The following is a 24,648-nucleotide window of genomic DNA, read 5'->3' on the forward strand; positions in this document are numbered from 1 at the left end:
AATTATTCTATGAAACGCCTAATCAATTTAAAGCCCTCGAAACCTCTAGCGTTTGCACTTGGAATTTTGCCGTTTTTTTTAATTGCTATGCTCTATATGGTTAATTCAAATACGCGACTTGCAGAAAATCCAGACGACAAGTTGTTACCACCCGTCAGCAAAATGGCTGACGCGATGGAACGCTTGGCTCTAGAGCCCAGCAAACGCAGCGGCGAATACACATTTTGGATAGATACCGCAAGCAGTCTAAAGCGGTTAGGATTAGGCGTTTTATGTGCAGCAGCATTGGGTTTGCTATTTGGTATTTTTACCGGTGCAATTCCATTGGTGAAATCGGGCTTATCGCCCTTTTTAACGGTTATCTCATTAATTCCACCGTTGGCATTACTACCAATTCTATTTATTGTTTTTGGTCTTGGCGAATTATCTAAAGTTGTTCTAATCGTTATTGGCATCTTTCCATTTATTGCTCGCGACATTCAAAGACGCGCCGAAGAAATTCCCAACGAACAATTAGTAAAGGCGCAAACATTAGGCGCAAATACATCACAAATTATAGTTCGCGTTTTGCTGCCGCAATTAATGCCAAAACTCATCGATTCTGTGCGTTTATCACTGGGTGCAGGTTGGTTATTTTTAATTGCCGCCGAAGCCATTGCCGCAACCGATGGCCTAGGTTACCGAATATTTTTGGTACGAAGATATCTATCCATGGACGTTATTTTACCCTACGTCGCGTGGATTACATTATTGGCGTTTATTGTTGACCAGCTTTTAGCGTTACTGAATCGGAAATTGTATCCGTGGCATTCACAAGGTAATCGATAGTGATTGAAGTCAAAAACTTGTGGAAAAACTACGGCGAAAACGTTGTTTTAGAGCAACTTAATGTAACCGTGGCAGAAGGTGATTTTATTACCATGGTTGGTAGTTCCGGCTGTGGTAAGAGCACTTTTCTGAACTTATTATTAGGCACCGAGCAATTGTCTCGGGGTGAATTGTTGATTAACGGCAAGCCTATTGCCAGCGAACCCGGCCCAGAACGGGGCATTGTTTTTCAGCAGTATTCCGTGTTTCCACACATGACGGTTTTAGACAATGTCATGGCCGCAAAAGCATTTGAGCGCAAAGGTTTTACTGGATATTTATTTGGCAAAGCCAAACGAGAAGCAAAATCTGCGGCAGAAAAAATACTCAAAGAAGTGGGTTTAGAGCACGCTTTAAAAAAATATCCACACGAGTTATCCGGTGGAATGAAACAACGTTTGGCCATTGCTCAAGCGCTACTGGGCAAACCAAAAATACTGTTATTGGACGAACCTTTCGGCGCTCTAGATCCGGGTATTCGTGCCGAAATGCATCAACTGGTTCTAAATTTATGGCGCGAGCACGGCTTAACCATATTTATGGTCACTCACGATTTAAAAGAAGGTTTTTATCTAGGCACGCGACTTTGGGTATTCGATAAAATTCGTCACGACCCACAAGCCCCGAACGCCTACGGCGCAACAATTACCTACGATCTACCAGTTTCTAAAAATTCGAATTATGAAAATTTATTGTCACCGACAAAATAATTGAATTCGAAAACTATTGAGCGCTCTTTTTTTAAATTAAAAGAAACTCTAAATTAAAGAAAACTCTGATTAATTTAGAGTTTCTAGCGACACAAGGATGTATCGCCAATTTCAAGAACTCTAAGTGATTGAAATTGTGCAGACATTGAAAATCGCATTTTCAATGTCTGTCCTCTAATTAAATTATGGCTGATTTAATCAGCGGTTCCTAAATACTGTTTAGATAAAACTCTGGAGACACCGTGAGCTTATCAACCTACTCCACCACTATTGCTCCCGGCGGGCATTGGTCACTCAGGCTATTGCGTGGCACACAAATGACGCTTACCGATATCGAAGGTGGCGCAAACATCGGTATGCTTTTTTATAATCCCGACAATCTGTTAGAAAAATACAACGCACCCGACACGCTAAAATGCCAGCACACCTTTAAATTAACACGCGGCAACTGCCTATATTCAGACATGGGGCGAATTTTTGCATCCATCACGCAGGATGATTTAGGTTGGCACGATACGGTTGGTGGTAACTGCACCGCAAATCAAGTCACAAAATTGTGGGGTGTTCGCGACTATCAAAATCATCGCAATGCCTGGCATCAAAACGGACACGATGCTTTTTTGGTTGAACTCGCTAAATACGGCTTAGGTTTAAAATATCTTGCTGCTAATTTAAATTTATTCAGCAAAATTACCGCCGATGCAAACGGTGCATTAACGTTCAACAAAAATCATTCATCACCGGGTAACAGCATTACACTTCGCTTTGAAATGAATACGCTTGTGATATTACACACCTGCCCTCATCCATTAAATACCGAAGAAAATTACCCAGCAAAACCAGTAAAAATAGATATTTCTGCTGCTGAACCCGTTATGGATGACGATTATTGTTTGAATTTTAGACCCGAAAATCAACGCGGCTTCGCTAATAACCAGTTGTATTACTTGGGGCAGCAACAAGGAATCGTAGCGCTATGAAAATCAGTCATTTAATGGCAGAAAATGCCGATTTCACCCAAAAAATTTTGGCGGGCGATTATTTTATTCACAATATCACTGCGGGCAGTGTTTTAAGAATTCTAGATCTCGAAGGTAATCAAGCCGCCGATACGTTATTTTATAATTCACACAACCCTGAAGAGCGTTACAGCGCAACCGATACTATTCGCGAACAAGGAAATGTTTATTTAACCGATGGCAGCGTTCTTCGATCAAACCTGAATAATCCCATGTTAGAAATCGTTGCCGACACCTGCGGTCGTCACGATACATTGGGTGGTGCTTGCGCAACTGAAAGTAATACCGTTCGTTATGATTTAGAGAAACGTTGCATGCACGCTTGCCGTGATAGCTGGATGCTTGCCATTGCCGAAAATCCTGAATTTGGTTTAGACAAACGTGATATCACTCATAACATTAATTTCTTTATGAATGTACCGGTAACCGAAGATGGCGGCCTAACCTTTGAAGATGGCATTTCGGCGCCGGGTAAATACGTAGAATTAAAAGCGTTAATAGACATCACGGTGCTCATATCGAATTGCCCACAATTAAATAATCCCTGTAACGGTTACAACCCAACGCCAATCGAAGTTTTGGTTTGGAATAGTTAAATCACCTTCAGTGGACGGCCACTGTCGTAATGCCCGCGGGACGACCCGCCAACGATAATGTATGTTCAGTAAAGTTCTTATCGCCAATCGCGGCGCCATTGCTTGCCGAATTATTCGCACGCTTAACAAACTCAATATTCAATCGGTAGCGGTTTACGCCGAAAGTGATGCTCAAAGCCTACACGTTCGCCAAGCCAGCGAGTCGTTTTGTTTGGGTGAAGGCCCTGCACAAGATACCTATTTAAATTACGAAAAATTACTCACCATCGCCAAACAAACGGGCGCGCAAGCGATTCATCCCGGCTACGGCTTTTTAAGTGAAAACGCTGATTTTGTGGAGGCTTGTGACAAGGCCGGTATCGTATTTATTGGCCCGCGCGTTTCACAGATTTTAGATTTCGGCTTAAAACACCGCGCTCGTGAGCTGGCTCAAGCTGCCAAGGTACCATTATTACCGGGTACAGAAGTTCTGGAAAATCTCGATCAAGCCCTTATATCGGCCACCGAAATTGGCTACCCCGTTATGCTAAAAAGCAGCGCCGGTGGTGGTGGCATTGGTATGCAGTTGTGTGAAACCGAAGATCAGCTGCGCGGCGCTTTTGACAGCGTAAGACGCCTTGGTGAAAAAAACTTTGCCGATAACCGCGTATTTCTTGAAAAATTTATCGCCCGTGCCCGACATATTGAAGTGCAAATTTTTGGCGACGGAAAAGGTAACGCTCTGGCTATTGGAGAACGAGATTGTTCCAGCCAAAGACGCAATCAAAAGGTCGTTGAAGAATGTCCGGCTCCAAATCTAAGCGATGAGATCAAGAAAAACCTACATGCTACCGCCGAAAAATTATTAGCCAGTGTGAATTATCAAAATGCTGGCACCGTCGAATTTATTTTGGATGCCGACACCCAAGATTTTTATTTTTTAGAAGTAAATACTCGGCTACAGGTAGAACACGGCGTTACCGAAGAAGTGTATAACATCGATTTGGTTGAGATGATGTTACAACTTGCCTCTGGCGAGAATCTGGATTTAAACGCCATTAGAAATACCTTGAAACCCGAAGGACATGCCGTTCAAGTTCGACTCTATGCCGAAGACCCCTACAAAAATTTTCAGGCCACCGCTGGCTTATTAACTCACGTTGAATTTCCGAGCCAAGAAAATATTCGCATCGATCACTGGCTTGAACCGGGCATTACTGTATCGCCGTATTTTGATCCAATGCTCGCGAAACTTATTTGTCATGGAAAAGATCGCGCTACCGCTCTTAATCAGCTGAGAGACGCTCTGGCTGCAACCAAGCTCTACGGTATAACGACCAACAAAGATTATTTATGTGATCTATTAAACGATAAAACTCTCCTCGAAGGCAATGTTACCACTCGTTATTTAAACGAATTTAAATATCAACCCAAACGCATTGATGTTCTAACCGCGGGAACGCTGACCACCATACAAGATTTTCCTGGTCGTACCGGGCTTTGGAATGTAGGCGTACCGCCAAGCGGCCCCTTCGATAATTATTCGTTTCGGTTAGCCAATAAATTATTGGGCAACAAATCCGATGCAGCTGCTTTAGAAATTACGCTGCAAGGCCCATGTCTACAATTCAGTTTTGATACTGTTTTCGCCATAGTCGGCGCAGACGTAGAAGCAACAATCGACGGCGAAACGATTCGTTTAAACACCCCAATTAACATTCTAGCCAAACAAACCTTGACCATTGGTAAAATAACATCCGCGGGTGCACGCTGTTATTTAGCCGTTGCCGGTGGCTTTGATTGTCCCGATTATTTAGGTTCTAAAGCTACGTTTACACTAGGCCAATTTGGCGGTCACGCCGGTAGAGCACTTCGCGCCGGCGATTGCTTAACAACGCTGCCTTTTTTATCCGATGATTTATCTGATAAAAAAACATCATCGGTATCTTCAAATATATTTCCGGATATAAATAACGAAGTGGAATTACGAGTTATTTATGGCCCTCACGGCGCACCGGACTTTTTCACACAAGACGACATAGACGTATTTTTTAACACTCAATGGCAAGTGCACTATAACTCCAGTCGCACCGGCGTGCGCTTAATTGGCCCTAAACCGCAATGGGCGCGTAAAGATGGCGGCGAGGCAGGACTGCATCCATCCAATATTCACGATAACGCCTACGCTTTTGGTACCGTTGATTTTACTGGTGACATGCCAGTAATTCTTGGCCCAGATGGTCCATCTTTAGGTGGCTTTGTGTGCCCAGCTACGGTTATTACCGCAGACCTTTGGAAACTGGGCCAATTAAAAGCCGGTGATAAAATCAAGTTTATTCCGGTTTCTATCGACACGGCCAAAGCGTTAGAAGTCGCGCAATTAAAACAACTCGCGACTCTACAACCGCAATCCGTTGAGTTTGAACAAGTAGAAATAACTACCCCGATATTTTCGACCTTTAGTAAACACGATGCCGGTATAGAAATCAGTTATCGCTTGGCCGGCGATCATTTTTTGCTAGTGGAATATGGCGATTTAATGCTGAATATTCCTTTGCGTTTACGCGCTCATGCTTTGTTAAATTGGCTGAGCGAAAATCCAATAACCGGTATTAAAGAATTAACACCCGGTATTCGCTCGTTGCAAATCCATTTTGATAGCCAACAACTCGAACACTCAGATTTGGTTCAACAGTTAAAAAATGCCGAGCGAATTATTTACAAAAATCTGGCTGACATCACCATTAAATCGCGAATCGTGCATTTACCGCTGTCTTGGGATGATAAAGCCTGCCGCCAAGCAATCGAAAAATATCAGCAATCGGTGCGAGCCGATGCACCTTGGTGCCCAAGTAACTTAGAATTTATTCGTCGTATTAATGGTTTAGAAAGTATCGACGAGGTTAAAAAAATTGTTTTTGATGCGTCCTATTTAGTCATGGGACTCGGTGATGTTTATTTAGGAGCGCCGGTTGCAACACCAGTTGATCCGCGTCATCGTTTAGTCACGACCAAATACAATCCTGCCAGAACTTGGACAGCTGAGAACTCGGTAGGTATTGGTGGTTCTTATTTGTGCGTTTACGGCATGGAAGGCCCCGGTGGTTATCAGTTTGTCGGGCGCACCTTGCAAATGTGGAATCGCTATCAAAAAACCAAAGAATTTGAACAACCTTGGTTATTGCGCTTTTTCGATCAAATTCGTTTTTACGAAGTCAGCCACGAAGAACTGAATCATATTCGCCGTGATTTTCCGTTAGGTAATTATCCGTTAAAAATTGAAGAAACCGAATTTAATTTAAGCAGCTACCAAACGTTTTTGGCCGAGAATCAAACATCGATTGAAGAATTCACAGAAAAACGCGATTACGCTTTTGACCAAGAATTACAACGCTGGCACGCCGATGGACAATTTCATTTTAACGAAACGGACATCCAAGACGACACACCCGAACAACAATGGCCCGAAGACAGCATTGTTATTGAAAGCCCGGTTTCGGGTAGCGTTTGGCTGGTAGAAAAATCCGTGGGCGACGAAATTACCACCGACGACATTTTGGTGGTTTTGGAATCCATGAAAATGGAAATACCTATTACCACTCACACCGCCGGAACCATTTCGCATATATTAAAAACCGCAGGTCAACGCGTTGAAGCGGGTCAACCTTTGATTGTGCTAGAGCCTAAAAGCCTTTAGGAGTGAAACTATGAACTCTATGACCATAAAATCGTTACGCGATGCTTATTTATCAGAACAATTAACACCACAGCAATTAATCGCAGATATTTTAGATAAAGCCCAAAAATTTGCCGACCACAATATTTGGATTCATTTATTAACGGCGAAAGAAATAAATCCTTACATTGAAGCCTTAACAACAAAACCCATAGCAGACTACCCATTGTGGGGAATTCCCTTCGCTATAAAAGATAATATTGATCTTGCTGGAATTCCCACTACGGCGGGCTGCGAAGCTTTTGCTTACACGCCAGAAAAATCAGCGTTTGCAGTACAACAGTTAATTAACGCGGGTGCCATTCCAGTTGGTAAAACCAATCTTGATCAATTTGCTACGGGCTTAAACGGAACTCGCTCACCCTTTGGCGCCTGTAAAAATTCGTTTAATCAAGAATATATCAGCGGCGGTTCAAGCTCTGGTTCTTCGGTAGCCGTTGCATTGGGTTTAGCGACCTTTAGTTTAGGCAGCGACACCGCCGGTTCTGGTCGAGTACCAGCCTGCTTTAACAATTTAGTCGGACTAAAGCCTTCGCGTGGATTATTATCGGCATCGGGAATGGTACCGGCGTGTAAAAGCCTCGACTGCATGAGCATTTTCGCGTTAACTACCGAAGACGCCAACACGATATTAACCAGTGCCGAAGGTTTTGATATAAGCGATGAATACAGCCGAGAAAATACGCCGTCGAATAAATCACGATATTTTGGTCAACAAACACCACCTTTCACACTGGGAATTATTGATCCATCGCATCTGAAATTTTTTGGCGATAAAGAGTACGAAAAAGCTTATCACAAGGTGATTGAGCAATTGCAAGCCATCGCCGACGTTACCTTAATTCCTATAGATTATTCACCCTTTGACCAAGTTGCCAAACTGCTTTACGAAGGCCCATGGGTTGCCGAACGCTATCTTGCCGCACAAGAGTTAATTAATACTAATCCCAATGCTATTTTTCCGGTGGTGCGCGATATTATCGCCCCCGGCGGTGAACCCAAAGCTCATGAATTATTTTCGGCACAATATAAACTTGGAGGTCTCGCAAAAACCTGTCGTGCTCAATTAAATAAGTGTAATGCGTTATTAATGCCAACGGCAGGTCGGATATTTACCATTGAAGAAATGCTAAATGAGCCCATTAAACACAACAGCGAGTTGGGGTATTACACCAATTTTGTGAATTTATTGGATTTATCGGCCATTGCTGTCCCAACATCGTTTACCGAAAAGAATTTACCGTTTGGCATTACCTTAATCGGCGATACCTTTGCCGACCGGTCGCTGCTTTCAATCGCTAATTATCTTGAGACTATTTTTGTAACACCCGAAGGCGCAAGTACAACCTCGAAAACAATAACTCATCTACCTAAAGTTAACTCAACAAAAACCGTTGATGTTGTTGTTTGCGGTGCGCATCTAGAAGGATTACCACTGAACTGGCAACTTACCGAACGCGGCGGAAAATTAATTAACACCACCACAACCTCAAAAAATTACCGCATGTACGCACTCGCCGGTGGCCCACCGTTTCGTCCAGGGTTAATTCGCGACACTGAAAACGGAGCAAAAATTGCGGTAGAAGTATGGCGCTTGCCAATGACGGAATTCGGCAGCTTTGTCGCAGGCATTCCAGCACCCTTAGGCATTGGCAAACTCGAACTCGATGACGGCCGATGGTTACCGGGTTTTATTTGTGAAGGTTACGGAATAGAAGGCGCAGAGGAAATTACAGAATTGGGTGGGTGGCGAGCCTATCTGAAGACTTTATCTCAGTAATCGCACAACAAAAATAGGTGAGAATAACCTATCGGAAACTCTAATTAACTTAGAGTTTCCAGCGACACAAGGACGTTTTGCCAATTTCAAGAATGGTAAGTAATTGAAGGTGTGAAGAAATTGGAAATGGCATTTTCGATTTCTGCTCTCTAATTAAATCAGGAATGCGTTAATCAGAAGTTCCAAGAAGATTCGAGTGTGCTTGGATTACCGACGTTATTTTGAGGTATAAGTAAGTACCTCAATCAATACCCCAATTGCGATAATGCATAAAGTACAACCAGCAATACACTCTGACTCAGAATATTTAGCGATTACCTTTCCGATCTTTTAACATAAATAACCGCAGCTCTCGCTCGCTGCGCATTACATATAAGATATACACATTATTATCTTTATCGGCTCGGTAAAACAGACGGCACGGCCCTACAATTAATTCTCTGTAGTCTGTGTTTTCTAGCTCAGGTGGCTTACGCCCCGATTCAGGAAATGTTTTTAATTTTTGAGTTGCTTGAAACACTTCGTTAACGAACTTTTTAGCCGTACTTGGTTTATCGAGAGCGATGTGTTCGGCTAATTCATCCAAATCTGCAAACGCGGGTTCGGTCCATTTTATTTGAGCCATTTCCCCATTCTTTCTTCAGCTTCTGATTCGGACAAAACTCTTCCTTCCAACACAGCTTTTTCTCCACGAGCAACGCCTTCTAATATCTTCATTCGATTTTGCATTTGCTCGTAGTGTTCAAAATCAACAAGATAAGCAGAAGGCTGACCGTGCTCTGTTATTAGAACCGGTTCTTTGGTTTCGTGCAGCTCAGCCAAAATTTTTGTGGCTTGGCGCTTTAAGGTGGTTACGAGTTCTGTTTTCATAACAGTGATACTATTCTATCACTTAGTGACACGCAAGGTTCAAACTTTAATCAACAACGTGTATTTAAAGCTTGCGTCAAACCTATAAAAAATTGCTCACCAAAAACACAAGCCTTAAACAGCAGACATAAAAAAACCGCAGACTTTCATCTGCGGTTTTTTAAGAGCAATTAAGCCTTTGAACTTAGCTTGCGTACACTGGGAAGCGTGCGCAGATATCCAATACTTTTGCTTTTACTTCTGGAATTACGGTTTCAGAGGTACCTTTTTCTAGGCTTTCTAAAACATCACAAATCCAGTTGGTTAATTCAATGGTTTCGGCTTCTTTAAAACCACGAGTAGTAATCGCTGGTGTACCTACGCGCAAGCCAGAGGTCACAAACGGTGAACGCGGATCGTTTGGCACTGCGTTTTTGTTAACGGTGATGTAAGCATCGCCAAGAGCTTTATCAGCGTCTTTACCGGTGTATTCTTTACCGATTAGATCAACCAACATTAGGTGGTTTTCCGTACCGCCAGAAACGATTTTAATACCACGTTCCATAAAGGTCGCTGCCATTGCTTTTGCATTAGCAACCACTTGTTTTTGGTATTCTTTAAATTCTGGTGATAGCGCTTCTTTGAAGCTGATCGCTTTAGCAGCGATTACGTGCATCAATGGGCCACCTTGACCACCTGGGAATACCGCTGAGTTAAGCTTCTTCTCGATTGCTTCGTTAGCACGGGCCAAAATAATACCACCACGAGGACCACGAAGGGTTTTGTGGGTGGTAGAGGTGGTTACGTCTGCAATTTGTACAGGGTTTGGATAAACACCGGCAGCAACAAGACCTGCAACGTGAGCCATATCAACCATTAAATAGGCGCCAACACTGTCTGCGATATCGCGGAAGCGCTGCCAATCCATAACTTTGGAATACGCAGAGAAACCCGCAACAATCATTTTTGGTTTGTGTTCTTTGGCTAGAGCTTCAACTTGGTCGTAATCGACCTCACCGGTTTCGGTGTTCAAGCCGTATTGAATGGCGTTGTAGGTTTTGCCCGAGAAGTTAACTTTGGCACCGTGAGTAAGGTGACCGCCGTGGGCAAGGTCAAACCCTAAAACGGTGTCACCCGGCTCACACAAGGCTTGATAAACCGCTGCGTTCGCTTGCGAACCCGAGTGTGGCTGTACGTTGGCGTAGTCGGCACCAAAGAGCTCTTTAGCGCGTTCGATGGCTAAGGCTTCGGCTTTATCAACGTATTCACAACCGCCGTAGTAGCGCTTGCCAGGGTAGCCTTCGGCATACTTGTTCGTCAATTTGCTGCCTTGAGCAACCATGACCAACGGGCTGGTGTAGTTTTCAGAAGCAATCAGTTCGATGTGCTCCTCTTGGCGCTGATTTTCTTGCTCAATAGCTTCCCAAATTTCGGGATCAAATTGCTCCAGGGTTTGGTTGGATTCAAACATTGGCTACCCCTTCTGGTCCGGTGTCTAAAAATGAGGCGCGGATTTTACACGATCCAGTAAAATTTGCTCTCTATTTTAGTGTTTTTGGTCGATTAAGACAGGAATACGCAGAAAAATACCAAAGCTATCACTGCTTGCACCATTTAATAGATTCAATACAGATTCAACAGGGTTTGTGTAGGGAATCGGCCTACGGATTCTTGAACGTAAATTCTTCTAAAACAACTTTTACTGAATACACAGGCAAGTAGTTATTCGTCTGGGAAAGTAAACTGAATCACTTAGAATTAATACTTCCACAATTAATTTAGAGGAAAGAAATTAACCATTCGATTTTTAATTTCTTTATAATTTCAATTACTTACCGTTCTTAAAATTGGTGGTACATCCTTGTGATATTGGAAATTCTAGGTTAGTAAGAGTTCGTTAACCTTTTTGTTAAGGTGTTTACTCCCGTACAAAAGAGACTTTCTTTCAGTACAAAACCGGCTTTCGCTTTTTAGTTGTCAGTTATTTTCAGGTCCAAATAAACTAAACGATGATCTGAAGACGCTTTACGATCGGCGACCAAACGAAACAAAGCGCTGTCATTGGTCGGCCAATAGACACCACCAACAACAATCTCTAGACCTTCTTTTGAAGGTAATACGTAATCAGCCCGACTTTTCCAAAACGCGGTATGCTCATCACTATTGGCATCATCGGGAGCATTTTCTTTGCCGCCGTCGCTTTTAGGAATAAAGCTCGAATTTATTTTTGGGTGATTAAGCAGTTGCTCCATCGTACCCGGATAGGTTTCTTTGCTGTACACACTGGCATTTAAGTCGCCGAGAATAACAAAGCGCTGGCCATTAAATTTTTCGCGAGATCCAGTATCGTCGTAAAGATACGATTCACCCGATAAATAATCCGCAATCAAACGGATTTCATCGTGGTTTCTAAGGCCATTACGATTCTCCGGGCCATCAAATACCGGTGGTGTTGGATGCTGTGCTAACAGATGAATCTTTTTATTTTGAATGGTTATTGGCAGGTCCCAATGAGACTTGGACGATAATCTAAAATCTTGCCACTGCGCCGCCGAATACCAAGGTTTTCCAGAATCTGGATTGATCGGCGCAAGAGCGTTGGGCATATCGTGCCAACGGAAATTCTTGAAAGTGCGAATGGACTCTATGTCTATTGGAAATTGGCTCAACACTACCATTCCGTATTGGCCGGGATAATTTCCGTAGCCCCACGCATCTTCACCTTTACCAGAGGCAATGCCATCTCGATTAAAATCGTACGGGCTTGGTTCTCCGGTATTAACGGGAGCAGTAAAAAAGTAGGGATAATCGATTCCCGATAATTCGCTTTGCTGGGCTAATTTTAGATATTGATCAATAAACGCCAATACGCCCCTGCTAGGATTTTGAATATAGTCGAATTCATTCAACAAAATGATATTTGGACGAACACGCTGAATTATTTCAGCTATATTTTTTATTTGTGAATTTTTGCCGCTCAGTAATTCTTTAGTAAGAATATCGTTGCTTTCATCGTCTAGTTTTTCGTCAGTGTAATTTGTTGCTTCCATACTGACGTTAAAAGTTGCGATACGAATGACTGAGCTTGCGGAATTTTCATCGGCGTAAGTCATAGCACTGCAAATACAAAAAATTAAAAAACTTAACCACTTAAAAAGCTGACTATTTGCCATAAAAACTTATCCATTTCCGTCAGTTAAAAACTATTTATGACGCCGAGAGAACAATCATCGTAATTAGTGTACTGGCCGAATAAAAAATAGTTATCGCAGGGGCTGACACTGTAACTAATTTGTAATAATTTGTATCGACAATTGCGCGATTCGTATTTTATTTGTTCGCAACACAACATTAAGATCACTTTTATAACGTAATCATTAGGGATTGAAACGCTATGAAACCATTCATCAAGCGACGCTTAGCCGCGGCCGTGTTTTTAGCTGCTGGTGCATCAGGCGCACTTGCACAAGAAACCACCTCCGCTATTACTGGGCAAATCACTGGACCAAGTGGTAGCCCAACTTCTGCTGTTATTCGAATTATCCACATTCCTTCGAATACATCTTCAGAGGTTACAACTAATTCTAACGGTCGCTTCTCAGCTCGTGGTCTACGCGTTGGCGGTCCATACCGCATTATCGTGGATTCGAATACTTTCGAAGACGAAACTCAAGAAGGTATTTTCCTACAGTTAGGTGAGACCTTTAACTTCAACGCCACTTTGGGCGATGGCAACATCGAAGAAGTAACGGTTATTGCTGATGCTAGCGCATTAAATAACACAGCAACTGGCCCGTCTTCGACGTTCAACCTAAGTGATATTCAATCTATTCCAGCGATTAACCGCGACATTAAAGATATCATTCGCGCCGATCCTCGAATCCACATTGACCCAACCAACGACAACGCCATTCAGTGTGGTGGTGCTAACCCACGTTTCAACTCTCTTACCGTTGACGGTGTGCGTTTAAACGATGACTTTGGTCTTCGCCAAGGCGGCTTCCCAACCAACCGTGTACCCTTCTCGTTTGATGCTATTGATCAGGTTGCCGTAGAACTTGCACCATTTGATGTTCAATACAGCGGCTTTACCGCCTGTAACATCAACGCCGTTACCAAGTCTGGTACCAATGAATTCCATGGCGGTTTCTTCTACGACTACACCGATGAAAGCTTCACCGGTGATGAAATCGACGGCGACGATATCGACGTGGACGATTTCGATGAAAAACGTTTTGGTTTCCACGTGGGTGGCCCAATTGTTAAAGACAAATTGTTCTTCTTTGCTGCTTACGAAAAATTAGAAGGTGCAGACAACTTCAACAGAGGCCCTGAAGGCTCTGGCGCCGGCACTCCAGTTGACGGCTTTACCCAAGCTGACTTTGATCGTATCCGCGAAATTTCTCAGCGCGTTTACGGTTATGATCCAGGCGGCGTACCAACCACCTTTGATAACGAAGACGAAAAAATCCTCGTTAAATTAGACTGGAACATCAGCGATTCACAGCGTCTAGCGTTAACCTATAACTATGTTGATGGCTTCGTTACAACCGAATCTGATGGCGACTCTGACGAATTTGAATTTTCAAACCACTTGTATGAAGATGGTGCAGAGTTAACTTCTTATTCTGTTCAGTTATTCTCAAACTGGACTGATAACTTCACTACCGAATTTAAAGTGGGTTATACCGACGTTGATAACCGTCAAGATTCTATAGACGGCGGTCAATTTGGTGAGGTGCAGATTTTCCATACCGGCGCTAACGGCGACCGTTCAACCATTTACCTAGGTACCGACGATTCTCGTCAATCTAACGACTTGAATTACGACAACCTGAACTTCAAGTTTGCCGGTACTTATTACTCAGGCAACCATGTATTCTCAGGTGGTATCGAATACCAAGACTTGGACGTATTTAACCTATTCGTTCAAGAATCTATTGGTGAATACCGCTTTAACAGCATTGACGATTTTGAAGCGGGCCAAGCATCTCGTATTACTTACGAAAGTGCCGTAGGTACTAACAATCCTGCGGATGCCGCTGCCAATTTCGCATACCAAATTGGCTCAATTTACGGCCAGTACGAGTACACATTCAGCAATGTTGATTTAACTTTGTTGTTTGGTCTTCGTTACGATTTCTACGAAAGTGACGACGTTCCAGCGTTCAACCCGAACCTATCAAACGCGTTGGGCTTCTCTAACGCTGATAACCTAGACGGCGCTGATTTGCTTCAACCACGTTTTGGCTTCCAATACAATGTTGATGGCAACCTAGAATTACACGGTGGTTTAGGTCTTTACTCTGGTGGTAACCCGAACGTTTGGTTGTCTAACAACTACTCAAACACTGGTATCACTCAAGTTGAATACCAAGCACGTAACGTAAACTTCGCAGACCTAACCTTCAATGGCACTCCAATCGCCAACGCTCCTCAAGAGGGTATCGATTTTGTTGCTAACGCAGATCCACAAGGTGCAATTCGCGGTACTAACGTAATCGATCCTGATTTCGATGTGCCTTCTGAGTGGAAATTTAACTTGGGTGCGAGTTTAGATGTGGGTAACGGTTATATATTACAAACCGACTTTATCCATACCGAAAAAGAAGACGCTGCGCTTGTTATTGATGCATCGTTGGAGCAAACCGGAACCACTTTCGATGGTCGCCCTATCTACTCAAGTGCCGACGCATTTGGCGGATCTACTCAAGTATTTGAGTTAACCAACGTTAAAGGCGATTCTGGTTCTTCTAACATTTTCTCTGTGTCACTTAGCAAAGAATACGATAACGGCTTAAGCTTCTCGTTAGGTTATGCTGCTACTGATTCTGAAGATGTCACCGCTGGTGCTAGCTCTGTTGCATTCTCGAACTTCACGAATACTGCAATCGATGACCTAAACAATCCAAGCGTTGGTACTTCTAACTTCGAGACTCCGCACCGCTTCACTCTAAGATTGTCTTACGAGAAAGCGTTCTTTGGCGACAACTACACCAAGTTCTCTCTATTCGGTGTATCTAGCCAAAACAGATCTTACTCATATACCTTTGGTAGCAACGGTTTCTTAGGTGATCCTGCTAACGGCGGTAACCGTAACCTTCTTTACGTTCCAACAGGTGTAGATGATCCAAACGTAGTTTTCGCAGATACCTTCGATTCCGAAGCATTCTTCAGCCTAGTTGACGAAGCAGGTCTATCTCGTGGCTCAGTCGCTGGCCGTAACACCATCGAGGGCAGCTGGTGGAACCGTTTCGATCTACGTATCGATCAAGAGCTTCCTGGATTTACTCCAGATCAAAAAGCTAACCTGTTTGTTGTTATCGAAAACGTTGGCAACTTGTTAAACGACGAGTGGGGCGAGTTGACTCAAGCTTCTTTCCCACAAATTCAGCAAGTTGTTGATGCTACCTATGATGAAGCAACTGATACTTACACTTATAGAGAGTTCTTGAATCCACGAGGTGAAACTCGTGATACCCAAGCTTCTCTTTGGAAGCTTCGTGTAGGTGTTAACTATAAGTTCTAAGTTTTGAATAAACTTTGTAACTTGAAAACCGGCGCTTTGCGCCGGTTTTTTTATGTGTGAAAGCTTTACAATGACGCTAATATAAATTTGAAACTATTGAAAACTTCCGGTACCTTCCGCGACCTTAGCCAGATTTTGGCCGCCTATTATTAATTTCTAGTCAGTTGCTGTTTGAGCAACTCGTCAAAGCCAGCACGTACTCGACTCAGAGGAATTCTGTTATATGGCTCAATACGTTTACAGTATGAATCGCGTGGGGAAAATTGTTCCTCCTAAGCGCGAGATTTTAAAAGATATTTCTTTATCGTTTTTTCCAGGTGCGAAAATTGGCGTACTTGGTTTAAACGGTGCGGGTAAATCTACCCTTCTAAAAATCATGGCGGGTGTCGACACCGATTACAACGGTGAAGCTCGTCCAATGCCCGGCATCAAGGTAGGTTATCTATCTCAGGAGCCTCACCTAGACCCAACCAAAACCGTGCGCGGTAATGTTGAAGAGGGTGTTCAGGAAGCGGTTGACGCCATCGCTGCTCTTGATCAAGTCTACGCAGACTACGCCGAACCCGACGCCGATTTTGATGCCCTGGCCAAACGCCAAGGCGAGCTTGAAGACATTATTCAAGCGTGGGACGCGCACAATCTTGATCATAAATTAGAAACCGCAGCAGATGCGTTACGCCTGCCACCTTGGGATGCCGATGTTACTAAACTGTCCGGTGGTGAACGCCGCCGTGTAGCCTTGTGCCGCTTACTTTTGTCACGTCCAGACATGCTATTGCTTGACGAACCAACCAACCACTTGGACGCCGAATCGGTACATTGGTTAGAGCGCTTCTTGGTTGATTTCCCAGGCACTGTTGTGGCCATTACCCATGACCGTTATTTCTTAGATAACGCCGCCGGATGGATTTTGGAACTTGACCGAGGTCGTGGCATTCCTTACGAGGGCAACTACTCAACATGGTTAGAAACGAAAGAAAAACGCTTGCAGCAAGAAGAGCGTGCCGAAGCTTCTCACCAAAAAGCCATCAAGGCAGAACTTGAGTGGGTTCGTCAAAACCCGAAAGGCCGTCACGCCAAAAACAAAGCCCGCTTGGCACGTTTTGAAGAACTGCAATCGCAGGAATTCCAAAGCCGTAACGAAACCAATGAAATTTACATTCCGCCGGGTGAGCGCCTTGGCGATAAAGTCATTGAGTTTAAAAACGTCAGCAAAAGCTTTGGCGACCGTCTGTTGATTAACAACCTGAGCTTTACCATTCCTAAAGGTGCCATTGTGGGTATCGTTGGTGGTAACGGTGCAGGTAAGTCTACGTTATTCAGAATGATTTCTGGGGCTGAGCAGCCGGACGCGGGCAGTATTGAAATGGGTGAAACCGTTCAGCTAGCGTTTGTTGAACAAAGCCGTGAAGGTTTAAAAGACGAGCAAACCGTTTGGGAAGCCGTTTCTGGCGGTCATGATATTCTTAAGATCGGCAACTACGAAGTTCCCTCACGTTCGTATGTGGGTCGCTTTAACTTTAAAGGCAGTGACCAACAAAAACGCGTAGGTGAGCTGTCTGGTGGTGAACGCGGTCGTTTACATTTGGCCAATACACTCAAACAGGGTGCTAACGTTCTTCTTCTTGACGAACCGTCAAACGATTTGGACGTTGAAACTCTACGTGCACTTGAAGAAGCGCTTTTGAACTTCCCCGGTTGCGCCTTGGTTATCTCCCATGACCGCTGGTTCCTTGACCGCGTTGCAACGCATATTTTGTCGTACGAAGGCGAGAGTGAAGTGGTGTTCTTTGAAGGTAACTACACCGAATATCATGAAGACTTTGTAAAACGTAAAGGCTCAGAAGCACAGCCCAAACGTGTTAAATACAAACCCATTAAAGTGTAATGGCTTATTGCAAGTGGCCTCGCCACTTGCATATTTCTCCAAACCAGATCATCAACAATTCTTTCAATTTATCCTTACCAATCTTTCCTTTCTTTCATGTTTGTTTATTTATAAGATGATAAAATCACCCTATAAATTGCATGTTCCTACGTTTCTCGTTGTTATGCCCAAAGCTATGTGCCTTATAAAACACGATATTTCGTTCCAGCCTGAGACTTTTGAGTCAGCTTAGTCACACCAAATAAGGTAGTAGAAACAAATTGTCTAAAGCGTCCTCAAAATTAGGATCATAGTTTACGCAGCGCACTAGATTTATCGAGCTTGCAACTCTCTGTAATAGCATCTCACATCACTTTCGTGTGATCGTACAAATCTTGCAGTAATCAGTAATAGATTGTGTGTCAGGACAACACTCTACAAGTCAACAAGGATTGGTTTCGTCGCAGTAATCTAATTTAGAAGAACGAAAACCCATTAATCACATGCAGCACCCTATGAATACATCAGAAAAAACTTCTCGCCCTAAAGAGCGACGTTACTTTCCGCGCGTTAATTTTCGCGCAACCGCCGAACTGATCAGTGCAACAGGCCGCTGGCCGGTGCAATTGGTTGATTTATCGTTCAACGGCGCCCTAGTAGCCACAAATCGCAATCCAATGCTGGTTGCAAAAGAAGAGCTGGTGTTATTTATTAATCTCGATTCTGGCGAACAAATTAAAATGCGTGGGCATTTAGCACACACCAAAGGCAATTATTTGGGTATTGAGTGCAAACCGTCCAATGTAGATAACAGCACGCAGTTGAGACGTTTATTGAATAGCTATACACGCAACCAAGACTAATCAGCCGGATAGATACTCTCGATGAGCAGTCACCACGAAAAGCTTAATTACTTGGAATATCCCGCAAGTAATTTAAAAGCAACGAAAGCTTTTTTTAGCACAGTATTCAATTGGCAATTTACCGATTACGGTGACGAATATGTCGCATTTGCCAATGCCGGTCTTGATGGTGGTTTTTTTAAATCCGAACACAAGGCTAGAACCGATAGCGGCTCTGCCCTAGCCGTGTTTTACAGCGACGATTTAGAAGCAACGCTCACTAAAATAACCGCTGCGGGCGGCGACATTATTAAACCAATATTTGCATTTCCCGGCGGCCGTAGATTTCATTTTCTAGAACCCTCGGGTAACGAATTTGCGGTTTGGTCTGATCAAGACTAATTCTCAAAAGATAAGCTCAACCCCACAACGCCTCAATCGCATCCGATAAACGCTTTACCGGTACTAGTTCAATCCCTTCAATACCGTTTTTAGGGCAGTTTGCCGCCGGCACAATGGCGCGCTTAAAACCGTGTTTTACTGCCTCTCGAACTCGATCTTGGCCGTTCGGAACCGGGCGAATTTCCCCCGATAAACCCACTTCGCCAAAGGCAATAAGTTCTTGCGACAAAACCTGATCCCTGAAGCTAGAAACCACGGCAAGTAATAAGGCGAGATCAGAGCTGGTCTCGGTCACCTTGACGCCACCGACCACATTGACAAACACATCTTGATCGCCCAAGTGCAAACCACCGTGACGATGCAATACGGCTAACAGCATGGCTAGGCGGTTTTGTTCAAGACCCACAGCAACGCGGCGCGGGTTACCAAGGTGACTGTCGTCTACCAGTGCCTGGATCTCGACTAGCAACGGGCGTGTACCTTCCCAAACCACCATCACTACCGAACCGGCGGCGCGGTCTTCGTTACGCTGCAAAAAGATAGCCGACGGATTGGAAACCTCTTTTAAGCCCTGTTCGGTCATGGCGAACACACCCAGTTCGTTAACCGCGCCGAAACGATTTTTATGGCTTCTGAGAATGCGAAAGCGATTGTCTTGATCACCATCGAGCAACGTCGAGCAATCGATCATGTGCTCAAGCACCTTCGGGCCCGCTAAAGAACCGTCTTTGGTTACGTGACCCACCAAAATCAGAACCGTGCCGGTGGTTTTCGCGAACCGCGTTAAAAAGGCCGCACACTCTCGCACTTGCGACACACTGCCCGGCGCCGATTGAATATCGCTGAGATGCACCACTTGGATGGAATCCACCACCAGCACCTTGGGTTGATGCTCTTCTGCAGCACTGACAATGGCTTCTACATTGGTTTCGGATAACAAATACAGGCTGTCTGATGGTAAATTCAGTCGTTTAGCTCGCATGGCCACCTGTTGCAGAGATTCTTCACCGGTGACATACAAAGCCTTCATCTTTGACGCGAGAAAACACAAGGTTTGCAACAGAAGTGTGGACTTACCAGCTCCGGGATTACCGCCAATCAAAACCACCGAACCCGGCACAAATCCGCCACCTAAAACCCGGTCAAACTCGTGGGTGCCCGAGGTGAATCTGGGTAAGTCTTCTAAGCTGATCTCATCGAGTAGCTGAGCTTTGTTGGAGCGAGCACCGGCGTAACCGGATCGGGATTCTCTTGACGCTTTCACAGCGCCCAAACGAACCTCAGATAAGCTATTCCAAACACCACATTCGGTACATTGGCCTTGCCATTTGCTAAAATCGGCGCCACATTCATTACAAACGTAAGCTGTTTTTTGCTTTGCCACGATAATCTTCTCTTTAAAACGCTATTAACCGACCTATTCAACCGTTCGATTTAACATTTGTCCAACAACAATCCACCGAAACCAACAAACTCGCTTGTTATTCCTAATCGGCGACTTAAAATCCTTCTACAAACCGATACTCTTTGCGAAATTTTATGCCTGATTCAGAACATCATTCACAGCGTCACCCCATTGTTATTGACCGTCACCAAGCCTGTGAATACGGACTTGAAGCGGCAACAATGATCGCTGTTTTAAACGAGTTCTGTGTGTATCAACCATCGCAAATACGCAATCAGTTTCGATGGTTTCGTCTCGACAACACTCAAGCACAGATTCTATTTCCGTTTTGGGGCGCCTTCGATTTAGACCGGGTCGTGCAGCAGCTGCGCGGACAAGGCGTTCTGTTGATCGCCTCGGCGCCATTTAGCAGCAGTGGTGAACTGAGGTTCGCCTTCAACCGCCGCATTGAACAAGAAGCAAACCAAAGCGGAGAGACTTCCGCTCGCGGTCAATATTCGGAAGGCCGTAACACCAACTTCAGCTCACCCATTGCTCCGAACTGGCAACCTAATGCAGACACCTTGGCACGCATTCGAGAGCACGGTATACCCGAGCAATTTGTTCGTGCTCTGGTACCGGAATTTGTCACCTATTGGCGGGAGCGAGGCGACACCAGCCGAGCCTGGGGCGCTAAGTTTCAAAGTCATGCACTGCGCCGATATCGGCAATTTCAAACCGATCAAGCAAGGCAACAGCGTCAGCAATCGCAGCAAACCACTCTGCCACCAAACTGGCAACCGGATCACCAAGTTGTGGCACAGTTAAGAGCCGAAGACATTCCTCTCAATTACATCGATGAATGTGCGACACGGTTTCGCCTGTACTATCACGAAACCGGCACCACCAGCGCGTCTTGGGGAATGGTGTTTTACTCGTGGGTGAAAAAAGATTGGCAAGAAAAAGAAACACCGTTTTTGCCCAACAAAAAACCGGTGTCCATGACTAATCAATGGCAACCGGCGGCGCATACGGTAGAGTATTTAGAAAAGCTCGACATAGACCCGCAGTTTATCGACGATTGTGTAGCCGAGTTCGTTCACAAATGGATTGAAAACGGCAGCTTTCGCAACAATTGGGGAGATTTATTTTGCCAGCACGTCAGCAAACAATGGACGTATTTCCGCGAAGGCGTTACCGTCAATCCGACGGCAACCATTATCAACAACGACTGGGCACCAACCCCAGAATGCGTTGAGTTATTGAAAACTCAATGTGAAATGGATGAAACCTTTATCGCCAGCCAAATCCCAGAGTTTATTCTCTACTGGCGCAATCGCGGCGAACCCAAACACAGTTGGGACAGCATTTTTATCCGTCACTTAAAATACGTTTGGGCGAAACAGCATCAGCTCATTAACCATTCAACCGGTAACGAACTCGCAAATCAAAGCCATGAAAGACAGCAATCAGGTGATCCAAAACGTAGCACAAGAGATATCTCACTCGAAGAACGACTCACCGACCGAAGCTGGGCGTACTGAGCGAACACATCGTAATAATGGTGTGAATAAAGACGCGTTAATTGATGCAATTAACCAAGTCTTTAGCTTGTTCAGCTTAAACTACCACAATCAGTACTACGCGGCATTTAAAGAGCAAGCTCTCGAAGTGCAAGCCAAGCGATTATGGTTTGAAAGTTTGCAAAACTTCGAACCAGCAGCCATTTTAGCCGCCACCAAAGCGATTATTCTTGAGTCGGAATATTTACCGACGCTAAGCAAAATGGTGGCTCAGTGCGAAAGGCACAGTAACGCTGCCCTGCCCGAACCGCGCGCTGCCTACGTAGAAGCCTGCCAGGCGCCAAGCCCTAAGGCCGGATATCAATGGAGTCATCCAGCGGTATATTATGCAGGACTTGCCTGCGACTGGTTTTTTCTGGCCAGCACACCAGAGAGCACAGCGCTACCGATCTTCAAGCAACATTATCGAGAACTGTGCGAACGCGTGCGTAACGGTGAAGAACTCAAAGCACCGAAATTAAAAGAATTGCCGTCACCCCAAGAAAGCGTATTAACGCGAGAAGAAAATCAACAAAGATTAGCGGCACTTAGGGCAAAGCTTGATCTTTAGGAAACTCCGATTTATTCAGAGTTTCCTGCACTCGAACAATGTCCTGCCAACCTCAACAACCGTACCTAAAATAACCACTCTTACTCGTCAGTTTGAAAACTCAGAAATTGCATTTTCGAACTTGCGCTGAGATTACATCAGGCTTGAGCCAATTAAAGACCGGTAGAATTTCCTTTATTTTTCGGCACTGTACGGATCGTGGGCGCAAAGGTACGCTAACAAATCTGCTTTTTGTGGCTGTTGATCCAACCATTGCCGAAACTCTTTTACTTTTTGATAGGTCTCCTTGCCAAATTTCTCTTCATACAAGGTAACAAAACGCGATTGCGCCTGTTGATCACGAATTTTTTTCTGCCAAGTTTGTGTCACCAACGAATTAAGCGCACCGGCAATACCTTCAGACTTGAGCAGCTGCCATTCACCTTTATCGAGCCATAAACCACCAACCGATGGACTGTAATCAACTTTATGCTCGGAATTAGCCGAAATTTTATATTTTTGCATTAGGGTGCCAGTAATTGGGCATAACATCGCTTTTTTAGAATCGTTGGCAATTTCGCTCAATTGGGCATCTACTGCAAATTGGAAATTAGGGTGATTCTCTTTCCAAGCAACAAAGTCCTCAACAAGAATCCAATAACCGCCGCAATTTGAGCAATTATGAGCGCGAAATAATCCATCAATTAAACAGGGAGATAAATCACCCTGACCACACGCGGTACATTTCATGTTTTTCTCCCTATTCTTCTTTTAAATCGGCAAATTCTTTGTCGTCCAGATTCTATCATGTTAATGAGGCCCAAAAACATTAGCGTGAATAATCATTATTTCAAGAATCGACGTAGGTAATAGGCAATGGTATTCCATTAGCAAAAAATAGACAGTTTTACTTGATTTTAGTTATATTAGACCCAATAAATGATTAAATATTTGCCAAATATAAACCGAGCATTTAAACAGTAAGGATTTAAATCCATAGGAACGTTACAGTGAGCGAGAAAAGTACCACATCAAGCGCGAACGCACTTATTTTTGTATTTGTTTTATACGCTGTAGGTTTATTTATTCTTACCTTAGTTTTGCTTATCAACACCCCAACGGCCAAAGATGGGAATTACCGGTCTGATATTTGGCAAGATTTTCCTGAATTTATACCCAATAATACCATTCCAGATTTCCAGAGTATTACCGATGTCGCTCTAAAGAAATCGGCATTTTTTAATTATTTATTACCAGCCATTAACAGTCAAAATCAAAGAATTGAAGCAAATCGTAGTCATTTATTTAAAATTAAAGAAAAACTTGATAACAACCAAGCACTCAATAAAAGCGAACGCGAAAAATTATTGCAACTTCAAACAAGATACCAAACCGAAGACCTACAAACATTAATTAGACGTGTCGATAAAATTCCGGCATCACTAGCTCTAGCCCAGGCCGCTAATGAAAGTGGTTGGGGAACGTCTCGCTTCGCACAAGAAGGTAATAATTTTTACGGACAATGGTGCTACGAAAAAGGCTGCGGCATAGTTCCTAACGCACGCTTAGACGGAGCGAATCACGAGGTAAAAACTTTTCCGAATGTTACAAAATCTATTGAGGCGTATTTTAATAACATTAATACTCACGAAGCCTATTACGATTTAAGAATAATAAGAGAGCAGTTGCGCAACGAAAATAAACGTATTACCGGCAAAGAATTAGCCAAAGGCTTAGAGCAGTACTCTGAAAAGGGCTACGAGTACGTGGTTTTAATTCAAAATATGATTGACTCAAACAGACTGGAAAAATACGACAACCCTCAGCCTAAAAAAGATTCTTAAGAAGCAACATAAGACACATTATGTTAAGAAGCTGTTGTGACGGATGATTAATTTAATGGTAGAAAAATGTTTAAAAACTAGCGTTTTATTTACTTCGTAACTATAGCCACTTACTTTCAAAAAATCTGATGA

Annotated in this window: 19 protein-coding genes; 13 read left to right on the plus strand and 6 right to left on the minus strand. The window is 43.9% G+C overall.

All coding sequences use genetic code 11. The features are described from left to right. The first annotated feature begins 9 nt into the window (after positions 1-9). The 6 genes from ACYQ28_RS15470 (at position 10) to atzF (ending at position 8,687) form a co-directional block, all read left to right on the plus strand. Positions 10-828: an ABC transporter permease gene (locus ACYQ28_RS15470; protein WP_460051684.1), complete on the plus strand. Its 819-nt coding sequence runs from the start codon at positions 10-12 to the stop codon at positions 826-828. Then, positions 828-1,577 (plus strand): ABC transporter ATP-binding protein, encoded by a 750-nt coding sequence (locus ACYQ28_RS15475; protein ID WP_460051683.1) that lies wholly within the window; start codon positions 828-830, stop codon positions 1,575-1,577. Before ACYQ28_RS15470 ends, ACYQ28_RS15475 begins: the two co-directional genes overlap by 1 nt. A 242-nt stretch (positions 1,578-1,819) precedes the next feature. After that, a complete protein-coding gene (locus tag ACYQ28_RS15480; protein ID WP_460051681.1) occupies positions 1,820-2,557 on the plus strand; it encodes an urea amidolyase associated protein UAAP1 in 738 nt (245 codons plus the stop codon). Then, a complete protein-coding gene (locus ACYQ28_RS15485) occupies positions 2,554-3,192 on the plus strand; it encodes an urea amidolyase associated protein UAAP2 (protein ID WP_460051680.1) in 639 nt (212 codons plus the stop codon). Before ACYQ28_RS15480 ends, ACYQ28_RS15485 begins: the two co-directional genes overlap by 4 nt. A 61-nt stretch (positions 3,193-3,253) precedes the next feature. Beyond that, positions 3,254-6,868 (plus strand): urea carboxylase, encoded by a 3,615-nt coding sequence (gene uca, locus ACYQ28_RS15490; RefSeq protein ID WP_460051678.1) that lies wholly within the window; start codon positions 3,254-3,256, stop codon positions 6,866-6,868. A gap of 10 nt (positions 6,869-6,878) precedes the next feature. Next, on the plus strand, positions 6,879-8,687 hold the full coding sequence (atzF, locus tag ACYQ28_RS15495) for an allophanate hydrolase (RefSeq protein ID WP_460051677.1): 1,809 nt from the start codon (positions 6,879-6,881) through the stop codon (positions 8,685-8,687). A 307-nt stretch (positions 8,688-8,994) separates the two neighbouring features. Here atzF and ACYQ28_RS15500 read toward each other — a convergent pair whose 3' ends face one another. The 4 genes from ACYQ28_RS15500 to ACYQ28_RS15515 form a co-directional block, all read right to left on the minus strand. Next, positions 8,995-9,312 (minus strand): type II toxin-antitoxin system RelE/ParE family toxin, encoded by a 318-nt coding sequence (locus ACYQ28_RS15500; RefSeq protein ID WP_460051676.1) that lies wholly within the window; start codon positions 9,310-9,312, stop codon positions 8,995-8,997. Beyond that, positions 9,300-9,557 (minus strand): type II toxin-antitoxin system Phd/YefM family antitoxin, encoded by a 258-nt coding sequence (locus tag ACYQ28_RS15505; protein ID WP_460051674.1) that lies wholly within the window; start codon positions 9,555-9,557, stop codon positions 9,300-9,302. The genes ACYQ28_RS15500 and ACYQ28_RS15505 overlap by 13 nt, the downstream gene beginning before the upstream one ends. A 184-nt stretch (positions 9,558-9,741) precedes the next feature. Further along, positions 9,742-11,007, minus strand: a complete 1,266-nt coding sequence (glyA, locus tag ACYQ28_RS15510; protein ID WP_460051673.1) for a serine hydroxymethyltransferase — start codon at positions 11,005-11,007, stop codon at positions 9,742-9,744. 499 nt (positions 11,008-11,506) lie between these two features. Then, positions 11,507-12,709, minus strand: coding sequence for an endonuclease/exonuclease/phosphatase family protein (locus tag ACYQ28_RS15515; RefSeq protein WP_460164724.1), 1,203 nt, complete (start codon positions 12,707-12,709; stop codon positions 11,507-11,509). Positions 12,710-12,930: 221 nt separating this feature from the next. Here ACYQ28_RS15515 and ACYQ28_RS15520 point away from each other — a divergent pair, with 221 nt between their 5' ends. The 4 genes from ACYQ28_RS15520 to ACYQ28_RS15535 all read left to right on the plus strand — a co-directional run bounded on the left by ACYQ28_RS15520 (position 12,931) and on the right by ACYQ28_RS15535 (position 19,176). Beyond that, entirely contained in the window at positions 12,931-16,065 is a 3,135-nt protein-coding gene (locus tag ACYQ28_RS15520; protein WP_460051670.1) for a TonB-dependent receptor, read from the plus strand. A 223-nt stretch (positions 16,066-16,288) separates the two neighbouring features. Then, positions 16,289-17,953, plus strand: a complete 1,665-nt coding sequence (gene ettA / locus ACYQ28_RS15525) for an energy-dependent translational throttle protein EttA (RefSeq protein WP_460051669.1) — start codon at positions 16,289-16,291, stop codon at positions 17,951-17,953. A gap of 494 nt (positions 17,954-18,447) precedes the next feature. Further along, entirely contained in the window at positions 18,448-18,795 is a 348-nt protein-coding gene (locus ACYQ28_RS15530; protein ID WP_460051667.1) for a PilZ domain-containing protein, read from the plus strand. Between the two features lie 21 nt (positions 18,796-18,816). After that, positions 18,817-19,176 carry a VOC family protein gene (locus ACYQ28_RS15535; protein WP_460051666.1) on the plus strand — a complete coding sequence of 120 codons (360 nt, stop codon included), beginning with the start codon at positions 18,817-18,819 and terminating at the stop codon, positions 19,174-19,176. A 16-nt stretch (positions 19,177-19,192) separates the two neighbouring features. Here the strand turns inward: ACYQ28_RS15535 and radA are convergent, their stop codons facing one another. Then, complete coding sequence (gene radA, locus ACYQ28_RS15540; RefSeq protein WP_460051665.1) at positions 19,193-20,560, minus strand: DNA repair protein RadA; 1,368 nt, start codon at positions 20,558-20,560, stop codon at positions 19,193-19,195. A 155-nt stretch (positions 20,561-20,715) separates the two neighbouring features. Here radA and ACYQ28_RS15545 point away from each other — a divergent pair, with 155 nt between their 5' ends. Together ACYQ28_RS15545 and ACYQ28_RS15550 are read left to right on the plus strand one after the other, a co-directional pair. Beyond that, positions 20,716-22,104, plus strand: coding sequence for a DnaT-like ssDNA-binding domain-containing protein (locus ACYQ28_RS15545; RefSeq protein ID WP_460051663.1), 1,389 nt, complete (start codon positions 20,716-20,718; stop codon positions 22,102-22,104). Between the two features lie 22 nt (positions 22,105-22,126). Beyond that, a complete protein-coding gene (locus tag ACYQ28_RS15550) occupies positions 22,127-22,693 on the plus strand; it encodes a replication protein P (protein ID WP_460164725.1) in 567 nt (188 codons plus the stop codon). Positions 22,694-22,867: 174 nt separating this feature from the next. Here ACYQ28_RS15550 and ACYQ28_RS15555 read toward each other — a convergent pair whose 3' ends face one another. Further along, positions 22,868-23,422 (minus strand): TFIIB-type zinc ribbon-containing protein, encoded by a 555-nt coding sequence (locus tag ACYQ28_RS15555; RefSeq protein WP_460051660.1) that lies wholly within the window; start codon positions 23,420-23,422, stop codon positions 22,868-22,870. Positions 23,423-23,682: 260 nt separating this feature from the next. Here ACYQ28_RS15555 and ACYQ28_RS15560 point away from each other — a divergent pair, with 260 nt between their 5' ends. Next, complete coding sequence (locus tag ACYQ28_RS15560; protein ID WP_460051659.1) at positions 23,683-24,516, plus strand: glucosaminidase domain-containing protein; 834 nt, start codon at positions 23,683-23,685, stop codon at positions 24,514-24,516. Positions 24,517-24,648 lie beyond the last annotated feature (132 nt).

The sequence above is a fragment of the Sessilibacter sp. MAH1 genome (assembly GCF_054658315.1).